Annotated in this window: 15 protein-coding genes; 9 read left to right on the top strand and 6 right to left on the bottom strand. The window is 54.5% G+C overall.

Going from position 1 to position 19,006, the window contains the following annotated elements:
• Window positions 1–127: 127 nt before the first annotated feature.
• Window positions 128–1,411 (bottom strand): citrate synthase, encoded by a 1,284-nt coding sequence (locus FD428_RS14820; protein WP_012133280.1) that lies wholly within the window; start codon window positions 1,409–1,411, stop codon window positions 128–130.
• A gap of 696 nt (window positions 1,412–2,107) precedes the next feature.
• On the opposite strand from FD428_RS14820, the gene sdhC reads away from it, so the two are divergent.
• The 9 genes from sdhC (at window position 2,108) to FD428_RS14775 (ending at window position 13,344) form a co-directional block, all read left to right on the top strand.
• Window positions 2,108–2,512, top strand: a complete 405-nt coding sequence (gene sdhC / locus FD428_RS14815) for a succinate dehydrogenase cytochrome b556 subunit (RefSeq protein ID WP_047458089.1) — start codon at window positions 2,108–2,110, stop codon at window positions 2,510–2,512.
• Complete coding sequence (sdhD, locus tag FD428_RS14810; protein WP_012133278.1) at window positions 2,506–2,853, top strand: succinate dehydrogenase membrane anchor subunit; 348 nt, start codon at window positions 2,506–2,508, stop codon at window positions 2,851–2,853. The genes sdhC and sdhD overlap by 7 nt, the downstream gene beginning before the upstream one ends.
• Window positions 2,853–4,619, top strand: a complete 1,767-nt coding sequence (gene sdhA, locus FD428_RS14805; protein WP_012133277.1) for a succinate dehydrogenase flavoprotein subunit — start codon at window positions 2,853–2,855, stop codon at window positions 4,617–4,619. The genes sdhD and sdhA overlap by 1 nt, the downstream gene beginning before the upstream one ends.
• Window positions 4,620–4,634: 15 nt before the next feature.
• Window positions 4,635–5,351 carry a succinate dehydrogenase iron-sulfur subunit SdhB gene (gene sdhB, locus FD428_RS14800; RefSeq protein WP_012133276.1) on the top strand — a complete coding sequence of 239 codons (717 nt, stop codon included), beginning with the start codon at window positions 4,635–4,637 and terminating at the stop codon, window positions 5,349–5,351.
• A 293-nt stretch (window positions 5,352–5,644) separates the two neighbouring features.
• Window positions 5,645–8,446, top strand: coding sequence for a 2-oxoglutarate dehydrogenase E1 component (gene sucA / locus FD428_RS14795; protein ID WP_012133275.1), 2,802 nt, complete (start codon window positions 5,645–5,647; stop codon window positions 8,444–8,446).
• A gap of 14 nt (window positions 8,447–8,460) precedes the next feature.
• On the top strand, window positions 8,461–9,681 hold the full coding sequence (gene odhB, locus FD428_RS14790) for a 2-oxoglutarate dehydrogenase complex dihydrolipoyllysine-residue succinyltransferase (protein ID WP_047458082.1): 1,221 nt from the start codon (window positions 8,461–8,463) through the stop codon (window positions 9,679–9,681).
• Window positions 9,682–9,810: 129 nt separating this feature from the next.
• Entirely contained in the window at window positions 9,811–10,977 is a 1,167-nt protein-coding gene (gene sucC, locus FD428_RS14785; protein ID WP_012133271.1) for an ADP-forming succinate--CoA ligase subunit beta, read from the top strand.
• Window positions 10,977–11,846 carry a succinate--CoA ligase subunit alpha gene (sucD, locus tag FD428_RS14780; RefSeq protein WP_114847768.1) on the top strand — a complete coding sequence of 290 codons (870 nt, stop codon included), beginning with the start codon at window positions 10,977–10,979 and terminating at the stop codon, window positions 11,844–11,846. The genes sucC and sucD overlap by 1 nt, the downstream gene beginning before the upstream one ends.
• A 589-nt stretch (window positions 11,847–12,435) precedes the next feature.
• The gene (locus FD428_RS14775; RefSeq protein WP_024130527.1) at window positions 12,436–13,344 is read left to right on the top strand and encodes a LysR family transcriptional regulator; all 909 of its coding nucleotides are present in this window, start codon (window positions 12,436–12,438) and stop codon (window positions 13,342–13,344) included.
• Between the two features lie 129 nt (window positions 13,345–13,473).
• Here FD428_RS14775 and cobO read toward each other — a convergent pair whose 3' ends face one another.
• The 5 genes from cobO to FD428_RS14750 form a co-directional block, all read right to left on the bottom strand.
• Window positions 13,474–14,076: a cob(I)yrinic acid a,c-diamide adenosyltransferase gene (cobO, locus tag FD428_RS14770; RefSeq protein WP_012133266.1), complete on the bottom strand. Its 603-nt coding sequence runs from the start codon at window positions 14,074–14,076 to the stop codon at window positions 13,474–13,476.
• A gap of 9 nt (window positions 14,077–14,085) precedes the next feature.
• Window positions 14,086–15,738, bottom strand: coding sequence for a class I fumarate hydratase (locus FD428_RS14765; RefSeq protein WP_071259700.1), 1,653 nt, complete (start codon window positions 15,736–15,738; stop codon window positions 14,086–14,088).
• Window positions 15,739–15,846: 108 nt separating this feature from the next.
• Complete coding sequence (locus tag FD428_RS14760) at window positions 15,847–17,154, bottom strand: dicarboxylate/amino acid:cation symporter (RefSeq protein WP_012133264.1); 1,308 nt, start codon at window positions 17,152–17,154, stop codon at window positions 15,847–15,849.
• Between the two features lie 167 nt (window positions 17,155–17,321).
• The gene (locus FD428_RS14755) at window positions 17,322–17,639 is read right to left on the bottom strand and encodes a DUF4387 domain-containing protein (RefSeq protein ID WP_012133262.1); all 318 of its coding nucleotides are present in this window, start codon (window positions 17,637–17,639) and stop codon (window positions 17,322–17,324) included.
• Window positions 17,636–19,006 carry an acyclic terpene utilization AtuA family protein gene (locus tag FD428_RS14750; protein ID WP_012133261.1) on the bottom strand — a complete coding sequence of 457 codons (1,371 nt, stop codon included), beginning with the start codon at window positions 19,004–19,006 and terminating at the stop codon, window positions 17,636–17,638. The genes FD428_RS14755 and FD428_RS14750 overlap by 4 nt, the downstream gene beginning before the upstream one ends.

The raw sequence follows: 19,006 nt of genomic DNA, 5'->3' as shown, positions 1-19,006 counted from the left end.
GAGAATAACATAACGGGGGTCAAGAAAAGGTGGGGTTTGCTGTTATTTGCCTGATGGTGGCATAAATGTCTTATCCGGCCTACAAAAGTGAATCATCGTAGGCCGGATAAGATCCGGCGTTTACAGATTAACGCTTAATATCAGACTTGAAATCGCGCTTTTCGTAGCCGGTGTACAGCTGACGCGGACGGGCGATTTTCATGCCTTCGCTGTGCATTTCGTTCCAGTGTGCAATCCAGCCCACTGTACGCGCCATCGCGAAGATCACGGTGAACATGGAGGACGGAATGCCCATCGCTTTCAGAATGATGCCGGAGTAGAAGTCTACGTTCGGGTAGAGTTTCTTCTCGATAAAGTACGGGTCGTTCAGCGCGATGTGTTCCAGCTCCATCGCGACTTCCAGCAGGTCATCTTTGGTGCCCAGCTCTTTCAGAACTTCGTGGCAGGTTTCACGCATGACGGTAGCGCGCGGGTCATAGTTTTTGTAAACACGGTGACCGAAGCCCATCAGGCGGAAAGAATCATTCTTGTCTTTTGCCCGGCGAATAAATTCCGGGATGTGTTTAACAGAGCTGATTTCTACCAGCATTTTCAGCGCCGCTTCGTTCGCGCCGCCATGCGCCGGTCCCCACAGGGAGGCAATGCCCGCCGCGATGCAGGCGAACGGGTTCGCGCCGGAGGAGCCTGCGGTACGGACGGTTGACGTCGATGCGTTCTGTTCGTGATCGGCGTGAAGAATCAGAATGCGATCCATTGCGCGTTCCAGCACCGGGTTAACTTCATAGTTTTCGCACGGTGTGGAGAACATCATGTTCAGGAAGTTGCCGGAATAGGAGAGGTCGTTGCGCGGGTAGACGAACGGTTGACCGATAGAATACTTGTAACACATTGCCGCCATTGTCGGCATTTTGGACAGCAGGCGGAACGCGGCGATTTCACGATGACGCGGATTATTCACATCCATCGAGTCGTGGTAGAACGCAGCCAGCGCGCCGGTGACGCCGCACATAACGGCCATCGGATGCGAGTCGCGGCGAAAACCGTGGAACAGACGGGTAATCTGCTCATGGATCATGGTATGGCGTGTGACGGTGGTTTTGAACTCGTCGTACTCTGCCTGGGTCGGTTTCTCGCCGTACAGCAGGATGTAACATACTTCCAGATAGTTAGACTCGGTAGCCAGTTGGTCAATCGGGAAGCCGCGATGTAACAGAATGCCTTCGTCGCCGTCGATGAAGGTGATTTTGGATTCGCAGGATGCGGTAGAGGTGAAACCTGGATCAAAAGTGAACATCCCCTTTGAGCCGAGACTACGAATATCAATAACGTCTTGACCGAGTGTGCCCTTTAGCACATCCAGTTCAATAGCAGAGTCACCATTTAGGGTGAGTTTTGCTTTTGTATCAGCCATTTACGGTCTCCTTAGCGCCTTATTGCTTAAGACTACTCAGTGAGATTTGCTTCGTTACATAAATCAACCGTTACCAGTTTGTTATTTGGCTCGCCGCTCTGCGAAAGAGGAGAAAACCAGGGTACAGAGCAATGGGCGCTTGCAGGTAAAAACAGTTAACTTATGGCGAATTAGCAACAAATCAACAACTTAGCAATCCGAATTATTAAACCTGACTATCACTAATAACTGTCCTGAATAAATTGGTCAATACCGCCACACTGTTACATAACTTATTAGCAGGTGAAAGAGTGACCCCATAACTTTTGCGCATTATATGCCTTTTCTGGTGTTGTTTGTAACAACTTTGTTTAATGTTTGTCAAATCAGATGATTAAAAATTAAATAAATGTTGTTATCGTGACCTATGTCACTGTTCGGGATAAAACCCGACAAACTATATGTAGGTTAATTGTAATGATTTTGTGAACGTCCTATACTGCCGCCAGGTCTCCGGAATACCCTGCAATCCCGAGCCACCCAGCGTTGTAACGTGTCGTTTTAGCAACTGGAAGCAGTGTTTTACATGACGCGCAGTTATAGAAAGGACGCTGTCTGACCCGCAAGCAGACCGGAGGAAGGAAATCCCGTCGTCTTTCTGGCTACAGGTAGATTCACCCTCTGTACCCGAAGTCCAAAGGGAATAATAAGAACAGCATGTGGGCGTTATTCATGATAAGAAATGTGAAAAAACAAAGACCTGTCAATCTGGATCTGACAACGATCCGGTTCCCAATCACGGCGATAGCGTCCATTCTCCATCGCGTTTCTGGAGTGATCACCTTCGTGGCGGTCGGGATTCTGTTGTGGTTATTGGGCACCAGCCTCTCTTCCCCTGAAGGATTCCAGCAGGCATCCGCCATCATGGGGAGCTTCTTTGTTAAATTTATTATGTGGGGCATCCTCACCGCGCTGGCGTATCACGTCGTGGTCGGTATTCGTCACATGATGATGGATTTTGGCTATCTGGAAGAAACATTCGAAGCGGGTAAACGCTCAGCCAAAATCTCTTTTGTTATCACTGTCGTGCTTTCACTTCTCGCAGGAGTCCTCGTATGGTAAGCAACGCCTCCGCATTAGGACGCAATGGCGTACATGACTTCATCCTGGTCCGTGCTACCGCTATCGTTCTGACCCTCTACATCGTTTATATGGTGGGCTTTTTCGCAATAAGCGGCGAGCTGACCTTTGATGTCTGGAGCGGTTTCTTTTCATCGGCATTCACCAAAGTCTTCACCCTGCTGGCACTTTTCTCCATCTTGATTCATGCCTGGATCGGCATGTGGCAGGTGTTGACCGACTACGTTAAACCTCTGGCCCTGCGCCTTGTGCTACAGCTGGCAATCGTTGTTGCGCTGGTGGTTTACGTCATTTATGGATTTGTTGTGGTGTGGGGTGTGTAATGAAACTGCCAGTCAGAGAATTTGATGCTGTTGTTATTGGCGCAGGCGGCGCAGGTATGCGCGCAGCGCTGCAAATTTCCCAGAGCGGCCAGACCTGTGCGCTGCTCTCCAAAGTCTTCCCAACCCGTTCCCATACCGTATCCGCACAAGGTGGCATCACCGTGGCGCTCGGTAATACCCATGAAGATAACTGGGAATGGCACATGTACGATACCGTAAAAGGATCGGACTACATCGGCGACCAGGACGCGATTGAATATATGTGCAAAACCGGCCCGGAAGCGATTCTGGAACTGGAACACATGGGGCTGCCTTTCTCCCGTCTTGACGATGGCCGTATCTATCAGCGTCCGTTCGGCGGCCAGTCGAAAAACTTCGGCGGCGAACAGGCGGCGCGTACCGCAGCGGCGGCTGACCGTACCGGTCACGCGCTGTTGCACACGCTGTACCAGCAGAACCTGAAAAACCACACCACCATTTTTTCTGAATGGTATGCGCTGGATCTGGTGAAAAACCAGGATGGCGCGGTAGTGGGGTGTACCGCGCTGTGTATCGAAACCGGCGAAGTGGTCTACTTCAAAGCGCGCGCAACCGTGCTGGCGACCGGCGGCGCAGGCCGTATTTACCAGTCCACCACTAACGCTCATATCAACACCGGCGACGGCGTGGGTATGGCGCTGCGTGCCGGTGTACCGGTGCAGGATATGGAAATGTGGCAGTTCCACCCGACCGGCATTGCGGGCGCGGGCGTGCTGGTGACGGAAGGCTGCCGTGGTGAAGGCGGTTATCTGCTGAATAAACATGGCGAGCGCTTTATGGAGCGCTATGCCCCGAACGCGAAGGACCTGGCCGGTCGTGACGTGGTCGCGCGTTCTATTATGATCGAAATCCGTGAAGGTCGCGGCTGCGACGGCCCGTGGGGGCCGCACGCGAAACTGAAGCTCGACCATTTGGGTAAAGAAGTGCTCGAATCCCGTCTGCCGGGTATCCTCGAATTGTCCCGTACCTTTGCGCACGTTGACCCGGTTAAAGAGCCGATCCCGGTTATCCCAACCTGTCACTACATGATGGGCGGTATCCCGACCAAAGTGACCGGTCAGGCGCTGACCGTGAACGAGCAGGGCGAAGACGTGGTGATTCCTGGCCTGTTCGCGGTGGGTGAGATCGCCTGCGTATCCGTACACGGCGCTAACCGTCTGGGCGGCAACTCGCTGCTTGACCTGGTGGTCTTCGGACGTGCTGCCGGTCTGCATTTGCAGGAGTCCATCGCCGAGCAGGGCGCGCTGCGTGACGCCAGCGAGTCTGACATTGAGGCCTCTCTGGAACGTCTCAACCGCTGGAACAACAACCGTGACGGCGAAGATCCGGTGGTTATCCGTAAAGCGTTGCAGGAATGTATGCAGCACAACTTCTCGGTATTCCGTGAAGGCGACGCGATGGCGAAAGGGCTTGAGCAACTGAAGGTGATCCGTGAGCGTCTGAAAAACGCCCGTCTGGATGACACCTCCAGCGAGTTCAACACCCAGCGCGTCGAGTGTCTGGAGCTGGACAACCTGATGGAAACGGCTTACGCAACTGCGGTATCCGCCAACTTCCGTACCGAAAGCCGTGGCGCGCATAGCCGCTTCGACTTCCCGGATCGCGATGATGAAAACTGGCTGTGCCATTCCCTGTATCTGCCAGAGACGGAATCCATGACGCGTCGTAGCGTCAATATGGAACCGAAACTGCGCCCGGCATTCCCGCCGAAGATTCGTACTTACTAATGCGGAGACAGGAAAATGAAACTCGAGTTTTCGATTTATCGCTATAACCCGGATGTTGATGACGCTCCGCGTATGCAGGATTACACCCTGGAAGGCGAAGAAGGGCGTGACATGATGCTGCTGGATGCGCTGATGCAGCTGAAAGAGAAAGATCCCAGCCTCTCTTTCCGTCGCTCATGCCGTGAAGGCGTGTGCGGTTCAGATGGCCTGAACATGAACGGCAAAAACGGCCTGGCGTGTATTACGCCGGTTTCGGCGCTACACCAGCCGGGTAAGAAGATTGTTATCCGTCCGCTGCCCGGTTTACCGGTTATCCGCGATTTGGTGGTAGACATGGGGCAATTCTACGCACAATATGAGAAGATTAAGCCTTACTTATTGAATAATGGGCAAAATCCACCCGCTCGTGAGCATTTACAGATGCCTGAGCAGCGTGAAAAACTCGATGGGCTGTATGAGTGTATTCTTTGTGCGTGCTGTTCAACGTCGTGCCCGTCGTTCTGGTGGAACCCGGATAAGTTTATCGGCCCGGCAGGCCTGTTAGCGGCGTATCGTTTCCTGATCGATAGCCGTGATACCGAGACCGACAGCCGCCTGGAAGACCTGAGCGATGCATTCAGCGTATTCCGCTGTCATAGCATCATGAACTGCGTCAGTGTATGTCCTAAGGGGCTGAACCCGACGCGCGCCATCGGCCATATTAAGTCGATGTTGTTGCAACGCAGTGCGTAAATAATAACGCCGGTAAGCGCAGTAAATGACAGTCCCGTAGGCCGGATAAGACGTTGGCGTCGTCATCCGGCATATATTGCCCGATGGCGCTACGCTTATCAGGTCTACGGGGCCACCACCGGTTTGAAATGCAGGAAACCTTTAAAAACTGCCCTGATGGTTAGACAGTTTCTAAAGGTTCCTTCGCGAGCCGCTACACAGAGAAGAGCTCGCAAGTGAACCCCGGCACGCACAGCAATGTGCGTGGTAGTATCCACGGCGAAGTAAGCATACAGAATGCTTAAGGGATCACGATGCAGAACAGCGCTTTGAAAGCCTGGTTGGACTCTTCTTACCTCTCTGGCGCAAACCAGAGCTGGATAGAACAGCTCTATGAAGACTTCTTAACCGATCCTGACTCGGTAGACGCTAACTGGCGTTCGACGTTCCAGCAGTTACCTGGCACCGGAGTCAAACCGGATCAATTCCATTCAAAAACGCGTGATTATTTCCGTCGTCTGGCGAAGGATGCCTCACGTTACTCTTCTTCGATTTCCGACCCTGACACTAATACGAAGCAGGTCAAAGTCCTGCAACTTATCAACGCTTATCGTTTCCGTGGTCACCAGCATGCGAATCTCGATCCGCTGGGACTGTGGGAACAAGAAAACGTGGCGGATCTGGACCCCTCTTTCCACGATCTGACAGAGGCCGATTTCCAGGAAAGCTTTAACGTAGGTTCTTTTGCGATTGGCAAAGAGACGATGAAGCTGGGCGAACTTATTTCCGCGCTCAAACAAACATACTGCGGCCCGATTGGCGCCGAGTATATGCATATCACCAGCACCGAAGAGAAACGCTGGATTCAGCAGCGTATCGAATCCGGCCGCGCCGCCTTCAGCGCGGAAGAGAAAAAACGCTTCCTCAACGAACTGACCGCCGCCGAAGGGCTGGAGCGTTATCTGGGGGCGAAATTCCCGGGGGCGAAACGCTTCTCGCTGGAAGGCGGCGATGCGTTAATCCCGATGCTCAAAGAGATGATCCGCCATGCGGGCAACAGCGGCACCCGCGAAGTGGTGCTGGGTATGGCGCACCGTGGTCGTCTGAACGTGCTGGTCAACGTGCTGGGTAAAAAACCGCAGGATCTGTTCGACGAATTTGCGGGCAAACATAAAGAGCATCTCGGCACCGGCGACGTGAAGTACCACATGGGCTTCTCGTCTGATATCGAAACCGAAGGCGGTCTGGTTCACCTGGCGCTGGCGTTTAACCCGTCGCACCTGGAAATCGTCAGCCCGGTAGTGATCGGTTCCGTGCGCGCCCGTCTGGATCGTCTGGATGAGCCGAGCAGCAATAAAGTGCTGCCAATCACCATTCACGGCGACGCCGCAGTGACGGGCCAGGGCGTGGTTCAGGAAACCCTGAACATGTCCAAGGCGCGTGGTTACGAAGTGGGCGGTACGGTGCGTATCGTCATCAACAACCAGGTGGGCTTTACCACCTCCAACCCGCTGGATGCGCGTTCCACCCCATACTGCACCGACATCGGCAAGATGGTTCAGGCGCCGATTTTCCACGTTAACGCGGATGACCCGGAAGCGGTGGCTTTCGTTACCCGTCTGGCGCTGGACTTCCGTAACACCTTTAAACGCGATGTCTTCATCGATCTGGTGTGCTACCGCCGTCACGGCCATAACGAAGCCGACGAGCCGAGCGCAACCCAGCCGCTGATGTACCAGAAAATCAAAAAGCATCCGACGCCGCGTAAACTCTACGCCGACAAGCTGGAAGCGGACAAGGTCGCTACGCTGGAAGACGCCACTGAAATGGTCAACCTCTACCGCGATGCGCTGGATGCAGGTGAATGCGTGGTGAAAGAGTGGCGTCCGATGAACATGCACTCCTTCACCTGGTCGCCGTACCTCAACCATGAATGGGATGAGAGCTACCCGAACAAGGTGGAAATGAAGCGTTTGCAGGAACTGGCTAAACGCATCAGCACGGTGCCGGAAGCGGTAGAAATGCAGTCGCGCGTCGCCAAAATTTACGGCGATCGTCAGTCGATGGCCGCTGGCGAGAAGCTGTTCGACTGGGGCGGCGCGGAAACGCTGGCCTACGCCACGCTGGTTGATGAGGGGATTCCGGTGCGTCTGTCCGGTGAGGACTCCGGTCGCGGCACCTTCTTCCACCGTCATGCGGTGATTCATAACCAGGCAAATGGCTCCACGTATACGCCGTTGCAGCACATTCATAACGGTCAGGGCACCTTCCGTGTCTGGGACTCCGTCCTGTCTGAAGAAGCGGTGCTGGCGTTCGAATACGGTTATGCCACCGCTGAACCGCGTACCCTGACCATTTGGGAAGCGCAGTTCGGCGACTTCGCCAACGGCGCGCAGGTGGTGATCGATCAGTTCATCTCCTCCGGCGAGCAGAAATGGGGGCGGATGTGCGGTCTGGTGATGCTGCTGCCGCACGGCTACGAAGGGCAGGGGCCGGAGCACTCCTCCGCGCGTCTGGAACGTTATCTGCAACTTTGCGCTGAGCAGAACATGCAGGTTTGCGTCCCGTCCACCCCGGCGCAGGTTTACCACATGCTGCGTCGTCAGGCGCTGCGCGGTATGCGCCGTCCGCTGGTCGTTATGTCGCCGAAGTCGCTGCTGCGTCATCCGCTGGCGGTCTCCAGCCTGGACGAACTGGCCAACGGCGCCTTCCAGCCAGCGATTGGCGAGGTTGATGAGCTCGATCCGCAAGGCGTGAAGCGCGTGGTGATGTGTTCTGGTAAGGTTTATTACGACCTGCTGGAACAACGCCGTAAAAACGATCAGAAAGATGTCGCCATTGTGCGCATTGAACAGCTCTACCCGTTCCCGCACAAAGCGGTTCAGGAAGCGCTGAAACCGTACGCCCACGTACATGATTTTGTCTGGTGCCAGGAAGAGCCGCTCAACCAGGGCGCATGGTACTGTAGTCAGCATCATTTCCGTGAAGTGATTCCATTTGGGTCTGCTCTGCGTTACGCAGGTCGCCCGGCCTCCGCCTCCCCGGCGGTAGGGTATCTGTCCGTTCACCAGAAACAGCAACAAGATCTGGTTAATGACGCGCTGAACGTCGATTAATTAAAGGATAAATAATGAGTAGCGTAGATATTCTTGTTCCCGACCTGCCTGAGTCCGTAGCGGACGCAACCGTTGCGACCTGGCACAAAAAACCGGGCGATAGTGTCCAGCGTGATGAAGTGCTGGTAGAAATCGAAACTGACAAAGTGGTACTGGAAGTACCGGCATCGGCTGACGGCATTCTGGATGCGGTTCTGGAAGATGAAGGTACGACGGTAACGTCTCGCCAGATCCTGGGTCGCCTGCGTGAAGGCAACAGCTCCGGTAAAGAGACCAGCGCCAAATCCGAAGAGAAAGCGTCTACACCGGCGCAGCGCCAGCAGGCGTCGCTATCCGAGCAGAACAACGATGCCCTCAGCCCGGCGATCCGCCGTCTGTTGGGTGAACACAACCTCGACGCCAGCGCCATCAAAGGCACGGGCGTAGGCGGTCGCATCACGCGCGAAGATGTGGAAAAACATCTGGCGAAGGCACCGGCGAAAGCGGAAGCCAAAGCGCCGGAAGCCGCGCCTGCCGCACAGCCTGCGCTTGGCGCTCGCAGTGAAAAACGCGTCCCGATGACCCGTCTGCGCAAGCGCGTAGCCGAGCGTCTGCTGGAAGCGAAAAACTCCACCGCGATGCTGACCACGTTCAACGAAGTCAACATGAAGCCAATCATGGATCTGCGTAAGCAGTACGGCGACGCGTTTGAAAAACGTCACGGCATTCGTCTGGGCTTCATGTCCTTCTACGTGAAAGCGGTGGTTGAAGCGCTGAAACGCTACCCGGAAGTGAACGCCTCCATTGATGGCGACGACGTGGTGTATCACAACTACTTCGACGTCAGCATGGCGGTTTCCACGCCGCGTGGTCTGGTAACGCCGGTACTGCGTGATGTCGATACCCTCGGCATGGCGGATATCGAGAAGAAAATCAAAGAACTGGCCGTGAAAGGGCGTGACGGTAAGCTGACGGTGGACGATCTGACCGGCGGTAATTTCACCATCACCAACGGTGGCGTGTTCGGCTCGCTGATGTCTACCCCGATCATCAACCCGCCGCAGAGCGCAATCCTCGGCATGCATGCGATCAAAGATCGTCCGATGGCGGTGGATGGCAAGGTTGAGATCCTGCCGATGATGTACCTGGCGCTGTCTTACGATCACCGTCTGATCGATGGTCGTGAATCAGTGGGCTTCCTGGTCGCCATTAAAGAGCTGCTGGAAGATCCGACGCGTCTGCTGCTGGACGTGTAGTCACTTTTTAGTGTCACCTGCCCTGTAGGCCGGATAAGGCGCTGGTGAGATGCCTGATGGCGACGCAGCCGCGTCTAATCAGGCCTACAGGTTTAAAGATAACGATTACCTGAAGGATGGACAGAACACATGAACTTACATGAATATCAGGCAAAACAACTTTTTGCCCGCTATGGCTTACCGGCGCCGGTGGGTTATGCCTGTACTACTCCGCGTGAAGCAGAAGAAGCCGCTTCAAAAATCGGCGCGGGTCCGTGGGTAGTAAAATGTCAGGTTCACGCAGGCGGCCGTGGCAAAGCGGGCGGTGTGAAGGTTGTTAACAGCAAAGAAGAGATTCGCGCGTTTGCGGAACACTGGCTGGGTAAACGCCTCGTGACCTACCAGACAGACGCGAACGGTCAACCGGTCAACCAGATTCTGGTTGAAGCGGCGACCGATATCGATAAAGAGCTGTATCTTGGCGCGGTTGTTGACCGCAGCTCCCGCCGCGTGGTCTTTATGGCCTCCACCGAAGGCGGCGTGGAAATCGAAAAAGTGGCGGAAGAGACCCCGCACCTGATCCACAAAATCGCCCTCGATCCGCTGGCGGGTCCAATGCCGTATCAGGGCCGCGAACTGGCGTTCAAACTGGGTCTGGAAGGTAAGCAGGTTCAGCAATTTACGAAGATCTTTATGGGTCTGGCGACCATTTTCCTTGAGCGCGATCTGGCGCTGATCGAAATCAACCCGCTGGTGATCACTAAGCAGGGCGATCTGATCTGTCTCGACGGCAAATTGGGCGCTGACGGCAACGCGCTGTTCCGCCAGCCGGATCTGCGTGAAATGCGCGACCAGTCTCAGGAAGACCCGCGTGAAGCGCAGGCGGCGCAGTGGGAACTGAACTACGTGGCGCTGGACGGCAACATCGGCTGCATGGTTAACGGCGCAGGTCTGGCGATGGGCACGATGGACATCGTTAAACTGCACGGCGGCGAACCGGCTAACTTCCTCGACGTAGGCGGCGGCGCGACCAAAGAGCGCGTAACCGAAGCGTTCAAAATCATCCTCTCTGACGACAACGTGAAAGCGGTTCTGGTTAACATCTTCGGCGGCATTGTCCGTTGCGACCTGATTGCCGACGGTATCATCGGCGCGGTAGAAGAAGTGGGTGTTAGCGTACCGGTTGTCGTTCGTCTGGAAGGCAACAACGCCGAACTCGGCGCGAAAAAACTGGCTGACAGCGGCCTGAATATTATTGCAGCGAAAAGTCTGACGGATGCAGCTCAGCAGGTTGTTGCCGCAGTGGAGGGGAAATAATGTCTGTTTTAATCGATAAAAACACCAAGGTTATCTGCCAGGGCTTTACCGGTAGCCAGGGGACTTTCCACTCTGAACAGGCGATTGCTTACGGCACGCAGATGGTGGGCGGCGTAACGCCAGGCAAAGGCGGCACCACGCATCTGGGTCTGCCGGTGTTCAATACCGTGCGTGAAGCGGTAGAAGCCACTGGCGCCACCGCAACGGTTATCTACGTTCCGGCGCCGTTCTGTAAAGACTCCATTCTGGAGGCTGTCGACGCGGGCATCAAACTGATTATCACCATCACTGAAGGTATCCCGACGCTGGATATGCTGACCGTGAAAGTCGCGCTTGACGAAGCGGACGTGCGCATGATCGGCCCGAACTGCCCGGGCGTGATCACCCCTGGCGAGTGCAAAATCGGCATCATGCCGGGCCACATCCACAAGCCGGGCAAAGTGGGCATCGTGTCCCGCTCCGGTACGCTGACCTATGAAGCGGTTAAGCAGACCACTGACTACGGTTTCGGCCAGTCCACCTGTGTGGGCATCGGCGGCGACCCGATCCCGGGCTCTAACTTCATCGATATCCTGAAACTGTTCCAGGAAGATCCGCAGACTGAAGCGATCGTGATGATCGGTGAGATCGGCGGTAGCGCGGAAGAAGAGGCGGCGGCATACATCAAAGAACACGTAACCAAGCCGGTTGTCGGTTACATCGCGGGCGTCACCGCGCCGAAAGGCAAGCGTATGGGTCACGCGGGCGCGATTATCGCGGGTGGTAAAGGTACGGCGGATGAGAAATTCGCCGCGCTGGAAGCCGCAGGCGTGAAAACCGTTCGTAGCCTGGCGGATATCGGCGAAGCGCTGAAAGCCGTAATGAAGTAATTCTCAAAAAGCAGCAATAAGGCCCGACTCCTTCGTGCGACAGGGGAATACCTGAAGCGCGAAGGATGCAGGGCTGGTCCGTTTTCGACATGGTTGGTCACCTTCTGGTGACCTTTTTTTTGCCTGTTTTGCCGCTTAACCGTGTTGAAAATAAGCATCTTGCTGCGGTAAACGTTTACCCGCGCTTATTGTTATTAATATCATCCTGCCAGCAGGTAACGAACAGAAAATTATCAGATACATAAACAGTCGCTTTCTGTTATGCCGCGTGTTAAATCCTCCTTAAATAAACCACAAATAATATTGATTCACCTCGCAACATTTTTTCTCCATAAAACAAGTTAACATGAAAAATTATTAAGAACTTATTAGCACTATTTGCCTGTAATTAACCGCGTTTAAATTGTGTTTATTGTCGGGGTTGAGTATTATTGCTTAATATTTAAACACTGGCAGTGTGCGTAAATCATGGAGTGGATCAATGACATTAGCGGAGAAAATAAAATATAACTCTCGGGGATAATCTGGAGGGGTTGCATTAATTTTTTATAAATTAAACTATTTTTGTACGCTGCATATGGAAGACGTTATGAGAGGAAAGATACCCAAGACCGAATTACTGGTGACTTTTGAAGTGGTGGCGCGTCACGAAAGCTATACCCGGGCAGCAGAAGAGTTGGCGTTGACTCAGAGTGCCGTGTTCCGGCAGGTGAATGCGCTGGAGGATTTTTTACATACCTCGTTATTTAACCATGCCAAAAAGCGAATTTTTTTAAATGCAGCCGGTAAGCATTATCTGAGCATTGTTAAAGAAACACTTAACAAACTTGAACGCGATACCAATACGATAATGACCTGGCAACCCACCGTTCAGGTCATTGAGCTGGCGGTGAACCCAACGTTCAGTACCCACTGGCTGATTCCGAATTTACGTGAATTTAATAAAATAAATCCTGACATTATCGTTAATATTCATTCGCTGGCGAATATTGGCGATTTTCTTAACCGTGAGTATGACGCCGCCATTATGCGGGAAGATTTTTGCTCGCCCTGGTCAGAGGTGGAGTATTTATTTGAAGAGGAAATTTTACCCGTATGCAGTGGCAGCCTTTTACCTCAGCCGAATCAAAAACTGACCGTAGAAGAGTTGCTCAATGAATTTCCCCTTTTGCATCAAAGTACGCGCATCAAAGGCTGGCAGGAATGGTTCGCGCTGTCGGATATCAACAGTCCGCTGGTGAATAAAGGCCCGCGCTTTGATTTATTGTCGATGCTGATTGCCGCCGTGCGTTCTAATCTGGGCGTGGCGCTATTGCCCCGGTTTGCGATCCAGCACGATCTGGATAACGGTGAGATGGTGATTCCCTGCGATGTGCCGATGCGTACAGGGAACCGGTTTATTATGACGTGGCGCGAAGAAAAAGCGGAATCCCGGTATTTACAGATCTTCCGTGACTGGCTGCTGCAAAAATCGGTAATCTCAGCGGTGGAGCGCTGATGCCGGATGGCGGCCGGTGGCCTTATCCGGCCTACAAGCGGTGAGGGCTGCGGCCGGTGGCTTTATCCGGCCTACAGGCGGTGAGGGCTGTAGGCCTGATAAGCGCAGCGCCATCAGGCAAAGGCGCGGCTACCAGTCTATCCCCGCCTGCGCCTGAATGCCGCTATCGAATGCATGCTTCACCGGGCGGACTTCGCTGACCGTATCGGCGAGTTCCAGTAACTGCGTATGACACCCGCGACCGGTAACGATCACGCTCTGCTGTTCGGGACGATTCACAATCGCGGCGATCACGTCCTGGGTGTCCAGGTAGTGATAAGCCAGCATGTATGTCAGTTCATCCAGCACCACCAGATCGTAACGCGGATCGGCGAGCATGCGCCTTCCTTCCTGCCAGACGGCTTCCGCCGCCTGTATATCCGCTTCCCGATCCTGCGTCTCCCAGGTAAAACCGGTGCCCATAATGTGAAACTCAACGCCCAGCGGTTGCAGCGTGTTGTATTCACCGTTATCCCACTGACCTTTAATAAATTGCGCGACGCCAACGGTTTTGCCGTGACCGACCGCGCGGGTTGCGGTGCCAAAGGCCGCCGTCGATTTTCCTTTACCGTTCCCGGTGAAAACAATCAGGACTCCTTTCTGTTCCGTGGCCGCCGCCACGCGGGTGTCCACCTGTTCTTTCAGTTTTTGCTGCCGCTGGCGGTGCCTGTCAGTATTGGCTCGCGCTTCCATAAATGCTCCTTAATGTCCTGCCGGACAGGTCGCGCAGCGATGTTGCTGCTCAAACTGGCTGAAGAAGTTATTGCCTTTATCATCCACCAGCACAAAGGCGGGCAGGTTTTTGACCTCCATCATCCACACGGCTTCCATCCCCAGTTCGGGATACTCAAGGCAGCGTAAGCTTTTAACGTACTGCTGCGCCAGAAGCGCGGCGGCGCCGCCAATGCTGCCAAGATTGAAGCCGCCATGCTTGTGGCAGGCTTCGGTCACTTGCTGGCTGCGGTTGCCTTTCGAAAGCATGATCAAACTGCCGCCCGCCGCCTGGAAGGCGTCAACATAGCCGTCCATGCGCCCGCCGGTGGTCGGGCCGAGAGAGCCGCAGGCCTGTTTTTCCGGCGTTTTGGCTGGCCCCGCGTAATAAACAATGTGATTTTTCATGTAGTCCGGCATCGGTTCGCCGTTATCCAGACGCTCTTTAATTTTGGCGTGCGCGATATCGCGGGCGACGACAATCGGGCCGTTCAGCGACAGTCGGGTGCCGACAGGCAGCGTGGAAAGGTTATGCAGGATCTCGCGCAGCGGACGGTTGAGATCGAGCTGTACGGTCTGGGCGCTGTTTTCCACGCGCAGGGATTCAGGAATAAATTTTCCCGGATTGTGTTCGAGTTTTTCCAGCCAGATGCCGCGCTTGTTGATCTTCGCTTTAATATTGCGGTCGGCAGAGCAGGAGAGCGCCATTGCGATGGGGCAGGAACCGCCGTGGCGCGGCAGGCGGATAACGCGGATATCATGAGCGAAATATTTGCCGCCAAACTGTGCTCCGATGCCAAATTCGCGGCTGGCATTGAGCAGGGTTGTTTCCAGCGCTGTGTCGCGAAACGCCTGGCCCAGCTCGTTTCCGCTGGTCGGCAGGGTGTCGTAATATTTGGTTGAGGCCAGCTTCGCCACTTTCAGCGCCTGGTCGGCAGACAATCCGCCAACCACAAAAGCGATATGGTAGGGCGGGCAGGCTGCTGTTCCCAGCGAACGCATTTTTTCGATCAGGAAAGCGGTGAGTTTTTCGGGTTGCAGAATAGATTTGGTTTCCTGAAACAGCGCCGCTTTGTTGGCGGAACCGCCGCCTTTATTGACGAAGAGAAACCGGTATTCGTCACCCGGCGTCGCGCTGATATCAATCTGGGCGGGCAGGTTGGTTTGGGTATTCACCTCGGTGTACATGTCCAGCGGGGCGTTCTGGGAGTAGCGTAAGTTATTTTCCTGGAAAGTGATGTACACGCCTTTGCTCAGGGCTTCGGCATCGTTGCCGCCTGTCCAGACGTGCTGACCTTTGCTCGCCACAATGGTTGCCGTTCCCGTGTCCTGGCAGTTTGGCAGTACGCCTTTCGCCGAGACTTCGGCATTGCGTAACAGTTGCAGCGCGACGTACTTATCATTACTGCTGGCCTGCGGATCGTGCAGGATGCTGGCAATCTGCTTCAGATGCGCGGTGCGCAGGAAAAACGAGGCTTCATAAAATGCCTGTTGGGCCAGCAGAGTCAGCGCTTCAGGCGCGACTTTGATAACCTCTTCACCGTCTAACTCCGTTACCGTAATGTGCTTGTCGCTGAGTAATTCATATTCCGTCGTATCTTTGCTTTGAACAAACGGTTCCTGCCAGACAAATGGTTTAGACATATTAACTTCTCACCTTTAAGTTATTTTTGCCGGACGGCTGTCCGGCCTACAACAATGCGCAAACCGTAGGCCGGATAAGCGTTAGCGCCATCCGGCATCGCTGTGGTATCAGGACATCGCCACTTCTGAGTGTTCGGTTGCCGGGCGCTCCTGTTCCGGGGTTTTGACCGGTGCTTTGCCACGGCAGCCTGCGCCGAAGTGCTCGCCTTCCCAACGACCGACAATCGCCGCACCCATCGCATTACTCATCACGTTGGTGGCAGAACGGCCCATATCGAGGAACGGATCGACGCCCATCAGCAGGATCAGACCGGCTTCTGGAATGTTGAACTGGTTGAGGGTAGCGGCGATAACCACCATTGACGCACGCGGCACGCCTGCCATTCCTTTGGAGGTCAGCATCAGAATCAGCAGCATGGTGATCTGCTCGCCCATGCTCAGTTCAATGTTGCACGCCTGGGCGATAAACACGGTGGCAAACGAGCAGTAGGCCATTGAGCCGACGAGGTTAAAGGAGTAACCGATAGGCAGTACGAAGCTGGCAATCTTGGAAGAGACGCCAAACTTCTCCAGCTTGTCCAGCGTACCAGGGAAAGCCGCTTCCGAGCTGGACGTGGTAAAGGCCAGCAGCGCGGGTTCGAAGATTGCTTTGGTCAGACGACTGATGCACGGCCCGACAATCATTGTTGACAGGCCAATCAGGATCGCCCACAGCATCCCCAGCGTCAGGTAGAACTCGCCCATGAAGATCCCGGCGCTGACCATCACGCCCAGACCGCGTTCAGCAATCAAACCGGAGATGGCGGCAAAGACGGTCAGCGGCGCAAACAGCATCACGTAACCTGTCAGCTTCAGCATGACGTGCACCAGCGAGTCGAGCACTTTAACAATGGCGGCGCCTTTTTCACCAACAGCGGCCAGGCTGCAACCGAGGAAAATGGAGAACACCACAATTTGCAGGATCTCGTTGCGCGCCATCGCATCGATAATGCTGGTGGGCACGGCGTGCGAGATAAAGACTTTCAGCGTGAAGGGTTCAGACTGCACGGCGGCAACCGCGCCTGCGTCGTGTGCCACAAAGTTAATGCCTGCGCCTGGCTGGAACATATTGACGATGACCAGACCCAACGCAATAGACAATAATGAGGCGCAAATAAACAGGAAAAAGGTTTTAGAGAATATACGCCCCAGCGTTTTGGCATCGCCCATTTTGGCGATCCCCACCACTAACGTTGAAATAACCAGGGGGGCAATAATCATTTTTACCATGCGTAAAAATATGGTGGTAAAAATAGAGATGTCCTGGGCGTACGATTTTGCTGTTTCAGCCGATGCCATATTATTAATGGCCACCCCGGCAATCATGCCGAGTATCAGGCCTAATATGATCATTTTGGTTAAACTTATTTTTTTCATGTTTGCTCCATCGGATAATGGTTGGAGAATAATGTGTAGGGCAGCGCATACCCGAACGCAGACAACCGCTCAGGTACGCGCTTGTTATGACCAACCGCATGAATAATCAGGAAAACAGTGATACAGCAAAATCCTGTATCCTGATGGCTGTTGTTGTATTGTTATGACTACAAGTCGAAGGTAATACTTAATAGCGGCGCGTGTTGCTGCGCGCCATAAACATCATTGTCACCAACGTTGCCGGAAATAATATCGCGCGGCATGACAATTTTTACCGCATTTGCCGGATCAAACCAGACAATGCGATGAATAAAATCAGGCTCGACGTTATATAAACGGGCAATAAGCTGCGGCGTTAATTGTTCCGATGCTTTTACCCGCTGATAGTCTTCCCGGGTTTTAAACAAAATATCTAAAACCAGTTCGTACGGTCCGGCGTTTTTGGAACGAATCACCTGCGCCAGTGAGCAAATAGAGTGTTTCATGCCTGAACTCCTTCCGGCGTCACCTGTTCGAGGTGGAAATCAAATTGCAGCGCGTCGCTCGCTTCAATCAGGTGATAGATTGAAAACTCATACACTGGCCCGCTTTGAATATCGGAAGGCGAGAACGGGAAGGCGAGGTTGCCCGCCGTTGCAATCCGGTTTTCATAGCCGTAGTGCAGGAGGGTGGAACGCACCAGCGAACAGACGCTGTTGGCGATATCCTGCGTCGGCGCGACCACGTCGAGTAATATGCCCAGTTCGTGCCCGGCGCTCTGCATCGGTTCGTGATTGCCCATCACCCCGTTCTTACCGTACAGGTGGAACGTCATGCGGATGCTGTCATCATTCAGCGAGAGGTTACGCGCCACGCTGGTCTTCACCTCTTCGAGAATGGTGTCAATGCTGGCAATCATGATCGGGTCGCGGGTCCCGGCGATGGTCAGACAGCGGAAGCCCACCTGACGCGCGCCTTCCAGTTTCAGCGCGTACGGCGTCTCTTCGTGACGGGAACCGCTGACGTAGACCTCGCCCTCGTTGACCGCTTTGAAGCTACACCCTTTCAGATTCAGCACGCCGCCCGGCCCCGGCAGGTAGTACGGATCGGATTTCTCATACAGGGTGTGCGCCGCCGCAGAGGTTTCGGTGAACTTGCGCTTTGGATTGAACGTTTTAAGCGTAAAGCCGTTATCGTCAATGATCCCCATCGCGCAGTCGGAACCGGAACCCGGCGTCGCGGCGATGGCCGCGCACTCAAGGATCTTGCCGCAGTGCAGCGCCAGACCTTCATCAAAGCCCTGCATGATCGGCAGCGCCGCGAAGCAGGCCGGATCGTAAGCGCGTCCGCCCAGCACCACCTGCGCACCGGCTTTCAGCGCCCGCTGGAAAGGTTCGATGCCCATTTGCGCGACGATATAGGTGCTTTGGTCGATCGCGTCGTGGGTCAGTTCCGGGACGAAATCCAGCGCGGTGATTTTGCCGTTATCCAGCGCCTGGTGAACGATCGCTTTATCAACATCTGACGGGATAAGCGCCATCGAAAACGACAGCTTCTCTTCCTGCGCAATCTCAAGGATTATCTGGCGACACCACTCCAGATGCGGCGCCGCGCCGGAGCCTCCGGCAGTGCCGATCACCACCGGGATGTTGTTTTTCACGCCTGCGGTGATCATATAGCGCAGATCGCGTTTCACTCCCGCCCTGTCGGTAAAGGGTTTCCCTGCCCCCAGGTAGTGGGGGCCAGGATCGGAGGAACCGGCGTCAACGGCGATCAGATCCGGCGACTCCTCCATCGCTTTGCGAAAGCTCTCTTCCGGGAAGCCATAGCCCAGAATGGCCGTCGGCGATAAGATCTTAAATGTGCGTGCCAT

Source organism: Citrobacter sp. TBCP-5362 (genome assembly GCF_005406305.1).
In the GTDB taxonomy this organism is placed as follows: Bacteria; Pseudomonadota; Gammaproteobacteria; order Enterobacterales; family Enterobacteriaceae; genus Citrobacter_B; species Citrobacter_B koseri.
This window is presented reverse-complemented; position numbering and strand designations above follow the sequence as displayed.

What these genes read in the sequence shown, in the direction of transcription:
- FD428_RS14820 (WP_012133280.1), bottom strand. Translation starts at nt 1,411, where the DNA reads ATGGCTGATACAAAAGCAAAACTCACCCTAAATGGTGACTCTGCTATT.
- sdhC (WP_047458089.1), top strand. Translation starts at nt 2,108, where the DNA reads ATGTGGGCGTTATTCATGATAAGAAATGTGAAAAAACAAAGACCTGTC.
- sdhD (WP_012133278.1), top strand. Translation starts at nt 2,506, where the DNA reads ATGGTAAGCAACGCCTCCGCATTAGGACGCAATGGCGTACATGACTTC.
- sdhA (WP_012133277.1), top strand. Translation starts at nt 2,853, where the DNA reads ATGAAACTGCCAGTCAGAGAATTTGATGCTGTTGTTATTGGCGCAGGC.
- sdhB (WP_012133276.1), top strand. Translation starts at nt 4,635, where the DNA reads ATGAAACTCGAGTTTTCGATTTATCGCTATAACCCGGATGTTGATGAC.
- sucA (WP_012133275.1), top strand. Translation starts at nt 5,645, where the DNA reads ATGCAGAACAGCGCTTTGAAAGCCTGGTTGGACTCTTCTTACCTCTCT.
- odhB (WP_047458082.1), top strand. Translation starts at nt 8,461, where the DNA reads ATGAGTAGCGTAGATATTCTTGTTCCCGACCTGCCTGAGTCCGTAGCG.
- sucC (WP_012133271.1), top strand. Translation starts at nt 9,811, where the DNA reads ATGAACTTACATGAATATCAGGCAAAACAACTTTTTGCCCGCTATGGC.
- sucD (WP_114847768.1), top strand. Translation starts at nt 10,977, where the DNA reads ATGTCTGTTTTAATCGATAAAAACACCAAGGTTATCTGCCAGGGCTTT.
- FD428_RS14775 (WP_024130527.1), top strand. Translation starts at nt 12,436, where the DNA reads ATGAGAGGAAAGATACCCAAGACCGAATTACTGGTGACTTTTGAAGTG.
- cobO (WP_012133266.1), bottom strand. Translation starts at nt 14,076, where the DNA reads ATGGAAGCGCGAGCCAATACTGACAGGCACCGCCAGCGGCAGCAAAAA.
- FD428_RS14765 (WP_071259700.1), bottom strand. Translation starts at nt 15,738, where the DNA reads ATGTCTAAACCATTTGTCTGGCAGGAACCGTTTGTTCAAAGCAAAGAT.
- FD428_RS14760 (WP_012133264.1), bottom strand. Translation starts at nt 17,154, where the DNA reads ATGAAAAAAATAAGTTTAACCAAAATGATCATATTAGGCCTGATACTC.
- FD428_RS14755 (WP_012133262.1), bottom strand. Translation starts at nt 17,639, where the DNA reads ATGAAACACTCTATTTGCTCACTGGCGCAGGTGATTCGTTCCAAAAAC.
- FD428_RS14750 (WP_012133261.1), bottom strand. Translation starts at nt 19,006, where the DNA reads ATGGCACGCACATTTAAGATCTTATCGCCGACGGCCATTCTGGGCTAT.